Source organism: Sporolactobacillus vineae DSM 21990 = SL153, from assembly GCF_000377985.1.
Classification (GTDB): domain Bacteria; phylum Bacillota; class Bacilli; order Bacillales; family Sporolactobacillaceae; genus Sporolactobacillus; species Sporolactobacillus vineae.
This window is the reverse complement of record NZ_KB899045.1, coordinates 163,030-181,021: the sequence shown is the minus strand read 5'-3', so window position 1 is coordinate 181,021 and position 17,992 is coordinate 163,030. Positions and strand designations below refer to the sequence as shown.

9 protein-coding genes are annotated in these 17,992 nt (G+C 44.5%); all 9 read right to left on the bottom strand.

From position 1 onward, the window contains the following. Nucleotides 1-134: 134 nt before the first annotated feature. The 9 genes from cas2 to D889_RS0106925 all read right to left on the bottom strand — a co-directional run bounded on the left by cas2 (nt 135) and on the right by D889_RS0106925 (nt 17,863). The gene (gene cas2 / locus D889_RS0106965) at nt 135-443 is read right to left on the bottom strand and encodes a CRISPR-associated endonuclease Cas2 (RefSeq protein ID WP_010632727.1); all 309 of its coding nucleotides are present in this window, start codon (nt 441-443) and stop codon (nt 135-137) included. Nucleotides 444-447: 4 nt separating this feature from the next. After that, nucleotides 448-1,350 (bottom strand): type II CRISPR-associated endonuclease Cas1, encoded by a 903-nt coding sequence (gene cas1, locus D889_RS0106960; RefSeq protein WP_010632728.1) that lies wholly within the window; start codon nt 1,348-1,350, stop codon nt 448-450. Further along, the gene (gene cas9, locus D889_RS0106955; protein WP_010632729.1) at nt 1,322-4,576 is read right to left on the bottom strand and encodes a type II CRISPR RNA-guided endonuclease Cas9; all 3,255 of its coding nucleotides are present in this window, start codon (nt 4,574-4,576) and stop codon (nt 1,322-1,324) included. The genes cas1 and cas9 overlap by 29 nt, the downstream gene beginning before the upstream one ends. Before the next feature lie 312 nt (nt 4,577-4,888). After that, nucleotides 4,889-6,919, bottom strand: a complete 2,031-nt coding sequence (gene brxL / locus D889_RS0106950) for a protease Lon-related BREX system protein BrxL (RefSeq protein ID WP_010632730.1) — start codon at nt 6,917-6,919, stop codon at nt 4,889-4,891. Between the two features lie 17 nt (nt 6,920-6,936). Next, entirely contained in the window at nt 6,937-9,501 is a 2,565-nt protein-coding gene (gene pglZ, locus D889_RS0106945; protein ID WP_010632731.1) for a BREX-1 system phosphatase PglZ type A, read from the bottom strand. 27 nt (nt 9,502-9,528) lie between these two features. Further along, on the bottom strand, nt 9,529-13,095 hold the full coding sequence (pglX, locus tag D889_RS0106940) for a BREX-1 system adenine-specific DNA-methyltransferase PglX (protein ID WP_010632732.1): 3,567 nt from the start codon (nt 13,093-13,095) through the stop codon (nt 9,529-9,531). Between the two features lie 18 nt (nt 13,096-13,113). Then, nucleotides 13,114-16,668 carry a BREX system P-loop protein BrxC gene (gene brxC / locus D889_RS0106935; RefSeq protein WP_010632733.1) on the bottom strand — a complete coding sequence of 1,185 codons (3,555 nt, stop codon included), beginning with the start codon at nt 16,666-16,668 and terminating at the stop codon, nt 13,114-13,116. Nucleotides 16,669-16,686: 18 nt separating this feature from the next. Beyond that, nucleotides 16,687-17,271: a DUF1788 domain-containing protein gene (locus D889_RS0106930; protein ID WP_010632734.1), complete on the bottom strand. Its 585-nt coding sequence runs from the start codon at nt 17,269-17,271 to the stop codon at nt 16,687-16,689. 1 nt (nt 17,272) lies between these two features. Next, a complete protein-coding gene (locus tag D889_RS0106925; RefSeq protein ID WP_248676831.1) occupies nt 17,273-17,863 on the bottom strand; it encodes a DUF1819 family protein in 591 nt (196 codons plus the stop codon). Nucleotides 17,864-17,992: the final 129 nt, after the last annotated feature.

Sequence of the window (17,992 nt, the reverse complement as noted above, 5' to 3'; positions counted from 1 at the left end):
GATACATCCCCATTTCAGGGAGTTCTCACTTCAAAAAAGCAGCGCAAAAGCGTTGCTTTTTTGCCTATCTATTCTTCTTTTAATGCGATCTATGTAAAAAAATAAGAGGATTGCTAAAAAAGCAACCCTCAATTCTAAAAAAAATCCGTTTTATTTGCACCCAATTTTTCTTCCGGAGTATCCTCTCCAAGCAGAATGTCCATATTTTCAAACTGTTTTTCAGTGATTTTCATTGAACGGATTGCACCATTTACCGGCGGAAGATGTTCTTTCAGCCGTTTCATATGTTTTGTGACCCCATCTTCTCCATTGCAGATTCGTGTGTACACAGAAAATTGAAGCATGGTATAGCCATCCTTGAGTAAAAATTTTCGAAAATGGCTATAGGCTTTCCGTTCACGGATCGACGTTACCGGCAGATCAAAGAATACCAGGATTCTCATAAACTTACTCATACGAATGAATATGCACATTAACTAATTCAGGGAGAAGCAAAAGTGAAGCATCTGTCTGCCGGCATGCAGTTGCATAACTTTTCACCATCTGATCCACCCCGTTCGTAATACTCTGTTTTTCACCGTTCCAAACTGCTTCAATGTTCAGCACTTCAAATAATTTCTTTCGGATGTCTGCGTCCCACTCGTCATTCTCCTTCACATTCACTGCAACGATAACATCAACAAAGGCGCGCAGAGTCTCCATGAAGTCATCTGCCAGATTAAAAGCATTCGTTTGACTATCATGAAACACACCGAAGCAAGGATTAAATCCGTAACGAACTAACGCGCGGGCAACCAGTGAACGCATAATGCTATATCCATAATTTAATGCTACATTCCGCGTGTTTTCTTCGCGTCGCTGAAATCTATCTCCGAAAACAGCCATAAAATAAACCCTTGCTCCGTACGCTTCACGATTGCTGCGGTCTCCGGACTCAACACTGCGACTAATTGAAAAAAGCCGGTTTGCTTCTTCTCCCTTGTTTAACAGCTCCAGACAATGTGCCTGATTTTCCAATTTTCGGATGACAATCTTCTGCCAGATTCGTTTGATAAAGGGCTTTGGTAATTTGAGCTGAATCTCCAGAACTTCTTTTTGCCGAGAATGTTGATTAAAGGTTTGAATAATCCCACTGGGCATTCGCTTATGGTCACATAGAATCACTTCAACCTGATATTCCGTACATTTGCTTAGTAGAGCACTAGTGATCGTAATCGACGGATCTTCCAACGTAATTGTACAAATATCCTCTAATGGAATGCGGATCGTTTCTTCCTGATGAATCAGAAGCTGTTCATCCTTCGTTGACAACTTTGATGGATTACGAATGACTAAGTGCCGGTACGCCATATTGTGTCTCCCCATGCACCCTTGATAAATTTCCGAGCGGATCAACTTGATATTTTTCAAAGAGCTGAAGGCCTTGCGTTCCAACACGATCTGTAAAGCTGTTCATGTGATCAATTATTGTGATTGCCCCAGTATGAATATCAGTTCCTTTGAAGTAAAAGTAACTTTCCTGCCATGAAATAGTTTTATTAATGTTTGATTTGGTAGTCTTTACCTTTTTCATTTTTATATATATTACATCATTTGGATAAAGGTTAAAGAGGAACGTGAATTTATCTGTAATATTGACCCATTGTTCATAGGGTACATTAGCTCGAATGAACCTTCTTGGTTCTCTCCCTGCAAACACATCCGACACATACACTGGCGCAAGATAAAATTTCCCTGTTTCTTTATTCCGGTATACCTCTGTCCGCACGATACTAGCATTATATGCAACCGCTTCATCTCTTAAAGGAACGATCTGATTAGCTTTGTCCTCAATCTTAACCGAACGGATTAGCGATGCATTATTCGGATTCTTAGCAGGTTTATATAACGGTTCGATAAAGGCTTTCTTCTTATCTTTATTGTTCTCTAGATACCGCTGCTTAATCGCCTGATAGGTTTTTGGATCAGATTCTCTACCATACATCGGGAAATCTCCATTTTTATCAAACTTAATATTTTCAAGCCGCGTGCGGGTGACTATTTTAACAAAACCATCCTTTGTCTTTCCTCTATTTCGCCGCAGTGTCTCGTCATGAATCTGTCCTTTAATTGACCGCTTCGGCATTCTGGAAATGAAGATTGGTTTTACCTCATCAATAAACTCTGGATCATAGCTATCCAGATCGAGGCTCTCCAAAGCTAGTTTCAATTTCTCCGGATCCTGCAAGGTCCGGGCTCTGAGTTCTTTCACAAAGCCTTCCCACGGTTCCGGGAAGTAGTCCCATGTTCTTTTCAGCAACTGCGGAAGACTGATTTCACGATGTTTGAAATACCGGCTAACCTCATTACGAAATGGCTGGCTTACCGCAATAATTACTGCATCTACCGAATGATGCAGATCACTCTCTTCCCGATTTTTATTGAATCCCCAGCGTTTGCGCATCAAAGAAGTATATGCTCCGTTTACAGTGAAGACATGCTGCTTGGCCCCTTCTATCTCTCGGAACAGCAGATTATCTTCGACGAAGCTTTTAATAAACCGAGTAATATACCTGGTGTCGTTCAAATGACGGGATTTAAAGGTATCTTCCTCTTCAGTATCCATATTTTTCTTGGTCAGTAATGACTTTTTCTTCCGATTGACTTTAAGTGCATTGACGTAAGATTCGAATTTATTCCAGCGATGTTCATCGCCACCAAACCATTCATACGGTGTTCGATTCTTTTTTTCCTGATTCATTCGTGAAAGAACCAGCACCTTATTGGAATTACTGTCATCAAAGCTTCGACTATACGGGATGATATGATCCACCTCCGCATAACCGGGTTCAAATATTTTCTCAGCAGGAATCTTTTCTAATGAGTAAGCACATTTGCAATCCTGCTGCTGCCAAAGTTTGTATTTCAGAATGTCATGACCGCGTGGTGCACCAATCTCAGGATATAATTCATGAATTTGCTCAATAGCACTATCGTTCACAGTTCTGTTCTTATTGTATTGTTTCTCCAAATCCCTGCGTTCATTATATGGCCGCCCCATCTCCCGGGCGAGTTCAATATACATAAAGGTTGGCGAACCGTATCTTTTAATAATTGCGTTAATGACCTTTCTTGTCTGTGAGAGTGAACGTACAACAACCGGATTACGGATTTCATCCGCTGGGATTACTGGCAGTAAATGTTGCTTGCTCTTCCCGACCTGTTCGTTATCGTGGTAACCAACTTTCTTGCACGCATCATAATAGGACAATCCCTGCTCCATATGAGGAATCAACTTATGAAGTGCTTTTAGAGACAAATGGCCGAATTTAGCAAATGAGAGGCTGAGCAAGCCATCGATCAGCTCGGCATCGAATGCCCGATTTGCCAGATTGAGAACCTGTTTTCCATTTCCATTCACAAACGTGTTCGACAAATAATCTCTTGTATCCTGATCATCTTTGAAAACCGTCAATGCATAGGCAATCGTATCTATATCCAGTGGCCGATACTGGAGCAGACCATCTTTTCCTTGTACGTCCCTAATGACCTTGCGAATCTTATATTGCTCCGCAAGTGATAAAAAAGTTTTATTCTCATTTTCTTTCAAAGATTTACCCGGATCGTAGAACAGTTCATTGAATTTCTGATCGTCCCGAAGCTGCAGAATTTTTCTTAAATCAGAGTATTTCTGCTTGTCATGATTAAACAATGCCGGAACAATGAGATTTCTCTCATCATCTGTAAGATTCCGCGAAGGCTCACGAACCGACAGAATCCGCAACCGGTTCAATTTATCCAAAGCGCGAAAGTATTGAAATGCATAAGAAGCTTTTGGCGCCCGCTTTTCACCTTTCTCGAATGTGCAGTCACCGATTTTCTTCAGAATATCATCTTTCGTCGCAACTGGGCGCTGTGCTGCCCAAATCTTTACATATGTATTTTCATTCTCTTCGGTGGCAAACCGGTTGCCGAAAGCGCGTTGTTTGGTAAAGATGAGCCGAATCTCGTGCTCCAGTTCCGATCGGGCAATGACATGTGTATATTCTCCCCCACGGTTCCGCTTTCGTCCGGCAAAAGTTTCCGGTTCATTGACCAGCATTTCGGCCACGGTCTGGTAGCCTTTCTCCTCCATCAGTTCCTTGTTAGCCTTTATTGCGGAGAGCACCTGCCCGTTTTCTCCGGATTTAGCCTCGCTCTTCCGGTTCGACCGGTAGCCTCTGTTCTTGGCAATATGAATGAGTACTCTGGCAAACTCGCGATCAGTCAGCAGCCGTTCAAGAGCATTGACCCGAACGAGCCAGATATCAAGGTCACCGTCTTTCCAGTCAAAGAGTTGATCGGCCTGACCACGTGTCACTAATCCGCGGTCGATGATAAAATGGCGAACTCTGCCGACGCGATAACGGCGCCGCCTGAGACGCCGCCTCGCCGAACGGGCATCACGCCGCGGTGCTGCCAGAGAAGATCCATTCTTTGGATTCTCTGCCGCATCAAATAGCCGGGCGCCCATAAGCTCGATCCGTTCTCTGTCCAGGTTGATCACCGACCAGCCGACGGAAGAGATACCAATATCAAGCCCGATACTATATTTCATAAAAATCAGCCCCAGACGAAATTAATTTTATATATTTTTAAACATTCAGTTATATCTGATACAAAAAAATGACTAAACCCAAGGCCTAGTCACTTAATTGAGGGAATTCCCTTTTGGGAGGCGATCCCTAACGCCACAGCTTAATGCTTTACCATACAAACCATGCAAAACTTGATCTGATACGATACATGTGATACGGCGATTTCCCCAAATCGCTTACCTATAATGTAAAATTCATAGGACATCTTGTCAATACCTTTTCGGCTATTTTCAACATTTTTTGTTGCGCTTTCATTTGAGTATGTATCCGATTTACGACACGCCCAGTGCTTTGAACACAGCGTCTTCAGCACTTTGATAGAAAATGATCTGAAACTTGGCGAAGATTTCCGGTGGAACCGTACCCAGATCTGCAGCAGCCGACATCGGGAGCAAGACTTTCTTACCGCCGGAATCGAGACAGATCTGCAGGACACTAGCCAGGTCGTCTACTCTTTGGATGGTTCCACTGATCGATATGGATCCGAGGATCACGAGCTGACTCTGAACGGGCCGACCGACAGCTGCAGAACACAACGCAACGAGTGCCGCCAAGGATAACTGATCATTCAGACCGACGCCATGGATATCCTGAATCTGCAGCAGATAATCCTTCTTCTGTGTACTGATCTTGCCGCTGATCGACTTGCCATTCGACTTAAAAAAATGAAATGCCGTATCAACACTTTCTTTGGCGGCTGAATCTGAGCCAAATCCGGCACGCTCAAACTTTCCGTTGCCTGACGTCATCTCTGTCTCAATCTTGTAGGCCCCAATCATCCCGGTCTTCCCACGGCAAACGGTATAAACATGACCCGGTTTCCCCAGCCCTTCAGGAATGATCTTTCCTCCGCCTTGTTCCGGAACCGAGACGAACTGTTCTTCCATCGAGTCATTATCGATATAGGAGAAGTTGACATCATAAAACTCCATCCCGCTGATCTTCTTCAGCTGTTCCTTTACGCGCCGGCGGCCGACCAGTGCATAGCGAAGAATTTCTTCTATTTCTTCTTTATTAAACACACCGTCAGGATACACGAGTTTGATCAAACCGGAAACGGTTTTGCGCACGGCAATGACATCGCGCTGATTCAGATTGTTCCCGAGATGATAAAAGTGATCAATGGCATCGGAGAACGAGCGTTTGCGCATCTCACGCATGAACCCGGAGAGGTAGTCGGTGATAAAACCATAATTATTCGTAAAATATTCCGGCCTCATTTTGGGAATCTCCCACCCCGGCAGATAGAAGTGCATCCGATCGAAGAAGGCTGAATCCGCAGCCATCACCTCAGGAAAGGGTTCAAAAAGATTGGATGTCTTCAACAGCACATCGACGCTCTGATTAATGTTGCCAACGAAAACCATCGATGCCGCAGCCGTTTTCTCCTCACGGCCACGGGCGAATGAACCGGAAGCCATATAATCTTTCATAATCTGAATGCCGTCCTGATCCTTGAATTTGATGCCGGCCACTTCATCAAAAGCGACCGTATCCCACATGCCGACAAGGCCGATCTGATGCGTCGCCATATTAAAAAACAGATTGGCAACAGTCGTCTGCCCGCCGGAAACAAGAATGGAATTCGGCGAAATTTCTTTATAGACATGGGATTTGCCTGTACCCCGAGGGCCCAGTTCACAAAGATTGTAATTGTTTTCGACCAGCGGTACCAGCCGCTCAAGAAGGTGCCACTTGACGGCCGGTTCAAATTGTGTCGGCTCCATCCCGATCGAACGAATCAAAATGTCGATCCATTCATCTTTATGAAACCGTTTCCGGGCAGCAAAAAGTTCCTTCAAGTCCATACTCGGCATCTGAATCGGGGTCAGTTTTTCAATCGTAAACGGGCTTGATGCTTTATCATTTTCATCGAAGAAATAAGCCATCTGGATAATGCACCAGATCCCGCCGGTCAGCAATTTGTCGAAGTCCTTGACATATTTAGAGGAAATCACGACATCGGAGAGCCCCAGATTCGAGAACTCTGCCTTATAAAGGTCATTCCGCTCATCAAGCCGGGCAGTAATTCGATCGATCACGGTATAATGCCCCAGCTCGCGGATCCGCGACTTTACTTTCTCCGCCTCATCAGGCCGGACATAGTTCTCGGCAAGGATCTTTTTCACTTGCCTCACACCGTCCTCAATGCCTTCTTCGTCGTCTGTCGCGCAGTACATGCCAAGCAGGTATTCCAGCACGTACACCGGCACATTAGCGCCTTCTTTAATCTTCTTCGTCAGGTCCTTGCGAACGACTTTTCCTGGAAATGCTTCATATAATTTCTGATCCAGATCATCCATCCGGTTCATCCCCCGCCTCAAAATCCGAAGTCATCAGCAAATGCAATATCGATCGTAAACGGAATCCGTTCATAGATTTTCTCGACCGTCTGATCCTCATCTTCCAGAACCAGATAGTAGGTTGCGTGCCGGTCGTAAGATCTATTTTTGAAAACAAATTTCTCACGAAAGACCCGATCGGCAGGCTTTTCGGAAGATCGGTCGGCCAGCAGGTGAACCTCGTTCGACATCTTTTCCTTGTCTGAATCCGTGAAGAAGAGGTTCAGGCGACGCGGATGCACCTTCTCCGCCATTGGCTCCGTCTGGTAAAATTCGAGGAATGTAATTATATTTGTGATCTTCCGTGTACTGCTCATCAATTTCACATTGACCTGACGTAAAACGTCATTGCGGCGGCTGCGAAATGCGACCACCGGCACGGCGATTTCCTGAAGCATCGCACCGCCATGCACATAATTGGCACCGCCGCCCTGAACCATAAACCGTTCATCACCATTCGGTATGGTAATCATCAGAGGCGGATCATTAGCCAGTTCCCCTTCTGTTGAGAACTGCAGTGTTCCCTCCGCATCTGTTTTCTCTTCACTGAGCATAAAACGGCGGTTCAATGCCAGAACCATTCCGTCAGCCTTAGGCAGCTTTCCACTTGGCTTGACCGGATCGCGCTGATACAGATACCCATGATCCGCAGTGACAATCACCGCGGATGCACTGACGTTATTCACCAGTTTGTTAACTAAGGCAATAAGTTCATCGATAGCCTGTTCCGTAGCCGCAAATACTTCCGTTTCTGATGCCGGGTGATCGCCGCTGGCATCAATCCGGTTATGATAAATATAGACGACCTTCAACGACTGAAACTTCTGCCGCATCTCCTGCTGCCGCATGTCGCGCAGATCCTGTGCCTGGATCGCCAGGCTCTCCTTCACTCGTTTCTGCAAAATCAGATTTCGGGCATATGTCCCGATTGTTGTCATCTGATCAAGTAAAATTTCAGGCTCCTTCTGCGAGTTCCCTTGATAGCTGAGCGAATGATGGGGTAGCAGAGCCGGCATACCCAGTGCCGTATAGGAGGGCAAGGTGCTCTGCATGGCCGAGAGTTCAGCCAAACCTTTTTTTTCCTGATTCAGCCGATCGGTCAGTTCCTGACCCGCCTCATAGCGAAACGCATCGGAAATGATCACGAAAACCCGCTCACCTCGTGTCACATAGGGCTGCACACACTCCGTATAAAAACGTGTTTGTTGCGGCACACCGGTGATCGCCCATTGATCCGGCGCCCGCCTGTTCAGACTCTGTGTCCATTTGGCTGACAGTTCACGCAAATAGCCACTAGTGTACGCGTGCTCAACCTGCCGACGCAGCGGGATCAGGCTGTCATCCTGCTGCCAGCGATCGTAGGTCATATAAAATTTCCGATATGCCTGGTCAAAGCGGTAATAATCATCTGTGTATTTTTGAAACATCTGACCGGCAGATGACTCAGGTATGAAGTGTTGCTGCTCCGCGTCCAGCTGAAAAAGACAAATGGCTTGTCCCACTGCCTCATATGCATCAACGTAATCCGGATACCAGTGCAATGTCCGACGGGCATCCAACATACTCTGATAGGTGTCAAACTGTCCGACACCGGATGTCAGCTGAGTAATGATGTATTGAATCAATGACTGATCAAACTCTTTAAAGGCATCGGCCTTGAGGTAATTCTGCACCTCCCATGCCTTCAAATGGCTCTCCAGATGAATCGTTTTGGCCACCATCCCGGACAATTTCTGGAATGCTGCCCGATCCTGTGGCTGGTTCATGAACTGACTCATCAGCACCACCACATTCATCGGCCGCACCGCCAGATAAGCCTTCCAGTCCTCCGGCAGGTTCAGATCCGGTGCCGTGGAGACGAGATATGTCAGCATGAAAAAAGTGATCAAATCCGGCAGGGATTTTTCTCCCCGGGTATAGCCGTACGCTTTCTCGACCAGGTGCCAAAAAGCATCAATGTCGCCGAATTTTCCGATCATTTCCCAGGACCGGTTTCCGCCCGCTGCCGTTTCACGCATCAACACTTCTACGACTTCATCTAGTTTATTGATCGCGTTATGGGTCAGCACAGCCAGCACCGCAACATCTATTTTTTCCGGATCGTAGTTCTGAATCCCAAATGCTTGAAATGCCGCAAAGCGCTGCTTATTATTGAAAAATTTCATATAACGATGGAACACTTTACGGAGTCCATCGTCGGAGACACCGAGTTCACGCATGATGGCTGTTGTTTTATCCGTGGAGAATTCCACACCCATTTTCAACTGATCATAGAGCCAGTCTTCCTGCGGTGCCGGTTTCGCCATTGGTGCATAGATCAGAAATGAAGATTCAGGGTCCTTCTTCTCCAGTTCATACTTGGTCGCAAAGAAATTATCAGGGGTTAATTCCCAGATGTGTACCTGATCCAGCTGCAGATCATGGATATCCTCTTTGAATTCGCCTGCCGGATCATACCAGAACACCAGGTGGCGTTTTTGCCCCCAGCGAAGCGGTTTATGAAACGTCTCATTCAGGACACGCTGTACTTCTTTCAGTTTCATGACAAATCTCCCCAAGTTCCATCCGTCTCAGATCTTCGCCAGCAGATTGACCTTGACTTTCTTCCCCGGCACGTCAATATTCTGGAATTTGGCATAGTTCACTTTCACACCGTCATCCAGATCAAGCGGGATTTGTTGACTGGCAACATGAGCCACCACCTGATCATACTGTCGGCACTCTTCCAGTTGTTTCTGCAGTTTCTCTTTTTGCTTTCTTGCTCGTACCTTGTCCCGTTCCGGTGCCTCAGCTTCCATCTGCAGATCCAGACGTTGCATCTCTTCTTCATATTTCCGCTCCATGGCATGCAGATAATCGGTTCGTACTCGGGCAACCAGCCCCGGTTCATAACGGTGCAGATAGATCAGTGCCTTAAACCCATTCTCTTTTCCGCTGTCGAACAGCCAGTAAATCGGCCGCTTCTTATAGATCTGCACGTGGTTTTTATAAAACTCCTTCAGAAAATAGCGGCGGATCCGCTGACGCGCGGTTTCCCCCGACTTTTTCTTCAGCGATTCAGCAATAAAATCAAGATTCTGTTCCAATGTCTGTTCGCCAAAAATCCGTTTGACAATATCAATAAAACGGCCGACTATATCATCTTCAAAATAAGTTTCATCCGTAATAGGGATCACATTGTCCTTATCCGGCTTATAGGTCCGATAACGATTCCGATCAAACGTCCCGCCGGCAAAAATCAGTCCGTCTTCGCCCAGCGAATAGCGTCCAAACATAATGCCCACACAATAGGACAGAAATGACTTCACATCACGCTCGCGATCCGCTCGCCGGACCGTTACCTCATCATCCGACTCTTCCGATGTCAGTTCATCCTGCAGACCATACAGATTGATGAAAATCCGGTTTAATTCTTCTTCATTTGCTTTCAGTGTTGTAAAGCGTCGCTCTGCTTCGCGAGCCCAATTATTGTATGCCTCATCAATAGTCGCGGCACCATTACGGAACTCTATGAGGGGATGCTGCTTGAAGTCCCAGGACGTTTCGAAGGAGTACCAATCAATTGTAGCTATATTTATATTTTTATTGACGAGATTTATAACCGCATCGCTATTACCCTCATTGACTGGTATGCGTCGTACCACGCCTTGATCAAAATTTAATGTAGACGAGAGCTGACTAATTAACATGAAGGCTTGTTTTGAATTAACTAGCCCTAATAAAAATAATAATTCAACTTTGTTACGTGTAAAAATCATCATACCCGCATTACTAAAAATAGAACCCTTATCTACATATCGAACTGAAAAATGTTTACGTGAAATCGCAGTCCATGTGATTCCTTCACGAAAATAATACTTCATGTTTTTCACAACATATTCATAATTTCCATTCAAATATGGATACCGCTTAATGACAAAATTTTTTATCTCTTCTCCATCATTTTTCCAATTCACAACATATTCCATATTCCCATACCATTTCCGAAAGGCTCCGCCTTTATTATATGGGAACCATTTTTGCTTTGATCGAAGTGCTTCTTCCCGGCTCTTATAGTTAAATCCAATTCTATTAAAATTAACTTCATGCCATAATCGCAAAAAGCGATTATTATCCGCAGTTGCCATTCCTTGCCTAGGTTCTGCTACGTCTCCTAATTTTGGATTCTCTCGAAAAATTTTTCTAACTTGATCACTTGCCCAATAGGCAATCGGAGAACCGGGGATGTCTGAAAAAGCGGATTGAGATCTTGTATAATAAAACCTGTTATTATTAAATTGTTTGCGCTTTTCATTAGCACTTTTGAAATCAACTAAACGAATGAAAGTGCCTTGGTAGTTAGGAATGTAATAATGATGAGATACAAACATTGTACTTTGGACAACTTCTCCACCGATTTCCGCAAATGCTCTTGCACCAAGATGAACCATGGAATAAATTTGTTCTTGATTTAATAGGTGGATGCGCATTTTTTCAAATGATGAGAGAAACATCCAGGATTGCTGAGTAATCATACTGATAAATCCTTTTTTCTCTGAAAAGCATCTGCATCTTTCCATCATGACAGCAAATAAATCTGCACTTTCATCGGGATAATGTTTTTTTATGTAAATCGAAAGTTTATCATTCATCCCCTTCCGCCCCATATACGGTGGATTTGTCACAACCACATCATATTTCATGGAAAGCATCGTAGCCTGCTCTAGCATATTTTCAAACAATTTAAGGTTTCGCTGTTGAAATTCCTCTATAAACAGATTATGACTTTTATCCTCACGTAAAGCTTTCAATCTCGATCGCAGCAGGTCGAGATCAATTTCACCAGGGACCTTAAGGATTGATCCGTATAATCTGGCATCTTTGAACAGGTTAACTAGTGCGACAACCTGATTTCGATCTGAATTGTCTCCTGCAACAAGATCGATTTCATCTTGAGTGATTGAATTGCTTTCCTGAATGGCATACACATGCACATGAACCGGCTTTTGAAATAGCTGTCGATCATAGTGCCGCGCTTTCATCATTAATGAGAAATAAGCAAGCTGCTTGGCACGTTCATCAATTTCTAGACCATAAAGATTCTTCTCAAGAATGAGTCTGGGGATGTCCCGAACCGAATAACCTGCTTTTTGATAAATCGAAAAGAAAACATCAAACGCATCAACCAGAATATGTCCGGACCCCATGCACGGATCCAGAAATTTGATTGATTCCGGACTGAGTTGATGATTTTTCTGTGCATCAATTTTTTTCTGCACTTCAGCTTCCTGTTGTGCTTCATCCAGGTAATAAGGCCACTGCTGACGCATTTCCTGATCAGGGTGTGATTCCAGCCACAGTCTGCCTAGTGAGTTTTCTACCATATATTGCACAATCCATTTGGGTGTAAACAATTGTGTGGCAGCCGGAATATCCTCTTTACCAATTTTGATATTCTTCTTCAGTCGGGCAAAGACCTGATCTTTCTCCTCTGAAATATAATACTGATACAGCCAGCCGATGATCTCAATTTGATGTTTCCAATTTTCTTCTTTGATCTCATCAACCAATTTCCGGATGACAGATCCTTCCCTTAGCAGATGATCAGGAAGGAGCAACTCGGTTGCATCGTCAATCGGTTCGAATATGCTCGGCATCATCTGGCTCAACTCGTTGCACTGATGAATCAGGATATATTTGAATAATTGATCCAATGCGTTCCGATCCTGAAGATCATAAACTTTGTTCCTATCAAGTTGCAGTTCATCAGCGACGAGTTCGATATTGCTCAGAATATCCGGATCACGTTTCCCATCAATCGATGAGAGAATCCGGATACCACTGGGCAGATAATCATTCACTTCCATGAATCGCAAGGCGATAAAACGGTTGAACCACGTATAAGCAACTTCTTCAATAACCTCATTGAATCCAGAATGTTTTATTTTTTCAACGAGATGTTTCCGCTGCTTCTGCTGCGTCTCATCCATCGGAAAGCCATTAATCTTCACAGAATCTGCATTCTGAATTTGTTGCTTGGTAATGCCAAACGCATAGGCTTTCTGTTCCACACCTTCGATCAGTTTTCTGCGTGCTGCAACGGCAAAGCTCTTAATAGCCTTTTTATCAATAGGATCATTTTTGGTCTGTTCTGTCATCATGCTTGTCCTCCTCAATCACACAAGCTTGATGATCGTGTTCTCATCAAGTTCTGCTTCCAGTTTCTTTCTCAGTTCATTAATAAATTGATCTAAGTCAGCTTCAGACGAAATTGTTTGTGTACCGCGCATGATTACATGTTTACTGATCGTTTTCGTCTTTTTTTGCCGTTCTTTCACGACCGGTGGTTTTCCTGTATTATCCGGATCAGGTCCAACGGGCACCGTCACTCTTTGCTCCCGTTCATCTTCAATTTGATCCATGCAGCGCAGTTTAAGCCGGTCGCTCTCCTCTCGTCCGGCAATCACTTCAATGATGCTGTCTGCTTTCAGTAACCGGTCTTTTAAATCAAGAAACTCTTGACGAAATGTCGTCGCAAACTTTTCTTTTGAGATCGGATCTTTTTCCAATTCGGCCAGTACATCCTGGTAGTCATGATCGATATTTTTTTCGACCGGTTTACTTTCTTTTTCGATTTGGTTCATAAAGGAGTCGCGGAACGCATCACAAAGGACCGGCAACTTCTGAATCTGTCCATAGGGCGTTGTATTTTCAATAATGTGTTCGATTTCTTTTTCAGTCTCGATCAAATCAGATTCTGTGATATACGTTCTATTTTTTTCATAAACTTTCATCAGTCGATAGGCAGAATCAAATTTGTCACGCTGGTTGCCAAAGAAGCCTTTGACATCTTTGATCCGGTCTGCATAATCTTCAAACGTATTCCTCAGTTTATATGCCTGCTTATAGAACGTCCCGGCATCACCAAGAGCTGCCAGACTCTGCATCGCTTGCTGTCCGGAAATCACCACATCTTTGCCCGGATATTCGGTATGGTCCCGGTAGACGTTGAGCATGGCATTAAGATGCTGTAATTCCTGATTAAGCAAGTGTTTGAACGCCTGCATCAGACCATCCTCATCGGTCGGCACAGCAGATCGATCGAACAGCATCTGGCAGAGGTCTTTCACTGCTTTCAGCAGGACAGGAGAAATCTTCTCCCGCTTCGCAACAATCACTCGATCGATCAGATCGCGTCGGGTAAAGGCATCAGCTAATTGACGATCGTTTGGCTGCAGGTAGACACGGTCCAGCAGCAGTTTAATCGACTGACCCAGAAAAAGGCGAATCAGAAGTGCTTCGGTATCCAGATCCATCCAGCCGAACGGTTTTCCGGCAAAATAACGGATGACACTTTTCACGGTCACATCTTCATGACGGGCAGCCATCCGGGAAATATAGGCATCGACTTCCTGAAGGGCCAAATGATTGGGGACATCCTCATCGAATGCAGTCATTTGTTCTTCCGGGTGCTTCAGTAACTGAAGCAGTTCTTCTTTGTTTTCAGTAAACTTGGTAACGTAATCGATTTTGTGATAAAGATTCCGGATCAATGAATGGAATGCTTCGTTGATTCGGTCGACCGGATTTTTCTCCTTAATGGCTAAAGGCTCTCCATAAACATAGATGTCCGCCGTTTCAAGAGCGTTATTCAGGGAAAGAGTGATTCGATTTTTCCTGTCGGTGACTTCACGCGTTTTGCGGGTTTTGATATCTTCAATCGTCTGCGACACGGAAATACCACTTTTCAGCCTCAGATAAGCCTGAATTTTCAGAACTTCTTCCATTTCATCAAGATAATCGGTTTCCGCCGGCATATGTAAAATGACATTATTCTCACGCATCGACATAGCTTTCAACTGCATATCATTCAGATCGTTCTCAGCATCGTAGTCCGGTGTCAGCACCTTCAGGCCAATCTCTGCAGACTGGCTGCCTACCGGACGATCATCAATCATTGTGTTGAATGGGAAGTTATAATGGGCAGAATAACGATATTTCTTCGTAGGATAGATGGAATGAAATAAATCTTCACCAATCTGCTGGATCACTTCTGAACGTTCAACATGCATGTTCTTAATTTCTTTATTGACATCTTGCTCGTCATTGGTCAGAAAAACATATTCTTCACCGTTCCTCTGAACGAGCGTTTCATGAATCAAGCGGCCGAGTGATACAGAAATCTTTTTTTTGAGATCAATTTTATCTTCATCGATCGAGCGAACCATCAGCGTGGCCAGGTTTTCCAGATTGGCCGGAACTTCTTTCACATATTTGATCAGAAACAAAAGTTTCAGAACGTCGACATCGTCCGGTGTCAGTCGTTCATTGTTTGAAGCCCGGACAATCACATTGGTAATGATCGAATCCAGAAGGCCCTTAATTGTATCGTAAAAAGCAGAAAACGGAACAAGCAGTCCTTCCTCCCGATCGGCGTAGTGGACCGCTGTTTCCTGAAATGAACTGAGCAGCGATCGTTCCCCTTCAGAAAGATGCTTCCCCGATGCGCCATGAAGCCGGACTCCGGTAAAGACATGCTGCAGTAAATTAAACTGATAGGGGATAAATGGATAATCCGCCACAAATTCTTCAGCATCTCTAAATTTTTTCATTTCGGCGCCTTTATCTGAAAAAGTCAGGAGATTCTTGAGGATCGATTCTTTACTCTCAAAGACGTCGTTCAGGAGCAGCGCGGCCTTCGGCGTTTTTTCCAGAATACGTTTCTTAATCACTTCATCAACAAATGCACTGGACAGGCTGAGCCGGGTAAACCGGCCCATAATCTTCGAAAAGTCATCGCCCTTAACCTTGACGACGGAGTCGATGTCTTCCTGACTGGTGACAACCACCCATGCCTGCCCATGACATTGCCGACCGAGTTCCTGAACGATCGTTTGCAGATTCAGCATGGCGGATGAATTGTCACCGATATACTGACCCACTTCATCAATGAAGAAGACGACATGATGATCGTTCCCTTTTCGATCAATGTACTCTTTTACCCGTTTGGCAAAGCGATCGATACTGATCGTATAGTCATTTTCCGCATGGTCGAACCAGCCACGTGCTGAGGTTTCACTCATCTGAGTCGACCGGCTCAGCGCCTTGATAATGGCATCCTCTTCATAGTAAAAGTCGTCCCGTGCCTCTTCCCAAGCCCGTCCGGAAATTTCATGGAAGACTTTCCTGAAGTCATCATACTTTCCGTCAAGTGTCATCTGCCGCTCGAGGTCGGCAATCCAGGGAATGGAGCCGCAAAAGCCTTGTTTCTCATTGAATACCTTGTTCAGGACATTCACGACAGCATCTTTTTTTGTTTTTATACTGGATTCCGATTTGGCGTCAATATCGAACAGAATGACGTCTGTATCACCGTTTGCTGCTCTTTTCATATCAGCCAGCACGATTGGATCATTGATCTTATCTTCAAAAAAATCGACTGCATGTCGGCCGTCGACTTCACGATTTTCTACCAGATAGGAAAGAATTTTGAGAAAGTGCGATTTTCCGGAGCCAAAGAAGCCGGAGATCCAGACCCCAATCTTTTCTGTCGGATGATGAATACTGTCTTTATAAGTTGAAAAGAAACGACTGAGGTGCCCGGCCAATTCATTGGTGACGACGTATTCATCAAGCTCCTGCCTGACACGTGCATCGTCTTCCTGACCGATCTTCACAACGCCTTCAATTTCACGGTCGATCTTTTTCTTGAACATATCACGTATTTGCATTTTCAAGATCCCCCTCAATTAATCCTGAACAATCGGTACCGCGCGGTAAAAATTCTCATCTTGAATCGCGTTAAACAACACCAGCTCTTGCCCTGTATAGGCGCCAGGGAAGAACAAAATGACCGGAGAATGGTCGGATGCTTTAAAAATATTGTTCAAAACAGTATGGGAGCGGATTAAGGGAAACGCTTTGCCGACGCCGGTGATGAGGATGATGTCGCCAGGCGACACGTGCTCCCGAATATACTCAATTACCTGGTCATCATCCTGCGTTAGGCGCAAGGTGCGCCTTGTTGCCTCAAAGATCCTTCCGCTGCCATATTTTTTCTCCATCGCAAAGCTTTTTTCTAGATATCCCTTTTCTTCCAGAATCTTCAACATGATTTCATAGAGGTCACATTCCACAACATGCTGGGAATTAGCCGGATCATCATTGATCCGATGTACTAAATAGCGAACATGATCCCGGACCAGCATTTCGTATTTCGGATCGTACGAGAATATGTAATAGTTTGCTTGGTTAGCTAACCCATGCCCTTTTAAGAAATCCGCGCTCTGGATTTTTGGCAGCAAATCATCCAGCCTGTCTTGTAAAGTCCGCATCTTAATCACCTACCAAAGCAGCTATAATTTCCGGCTGACCGATATCCGCCAGATATGTGCGAACGTCCGGATCGATAATTGGTCGTACCAGATAACGGGCAGACTTATTGATCTTCAAGAATCCGGATTCAAACAAGATCCGGATCATGACTTGTCTCATCTTGTAAAACGTATAATCCGTCCATTTGTTCACTCGCATACTCAGCAGCCTCTTTCTTTCAAAAAAATGGTCAAAATCTGTATTAGTGAGTTGATCGTCACGTATCGCAAATTTATCCGCAACGACTTCAACCATGAATTCCCTGAATAACCGATCCGTCATGATCAACGCATACAGAGCAATCACTCTCCCGGTGGCCAGGTCACCTGTCACAAGTTTCTTCATTAAATAGGGATCAAGTGCACGCATCCGTTTCATCGTGACAGACTTCAGTTCCTTTCTCCGCGATTCCGAAGCAACCTGAAACAAGTTGTCACGAAGAATTTTGTCATTTAGATCCGCGTCACTGAGTCCTTGCATACGCAACATGCAAAGATTCTTTAATTCTGTAAATAGCAGGGCAAAGGACTTAAGTGAAGACGAATAGTTCATACCAACCGGCATTAGGACTCCATTCCTTGATCGTGAAATAAGAATTTAAAAAGATATTGTTCAAGTAAAAACAGTAAACGGCCAGGAAATTTCTGGGTTTTCCAGGCAACATTTTCGCTAAAAGGTAGT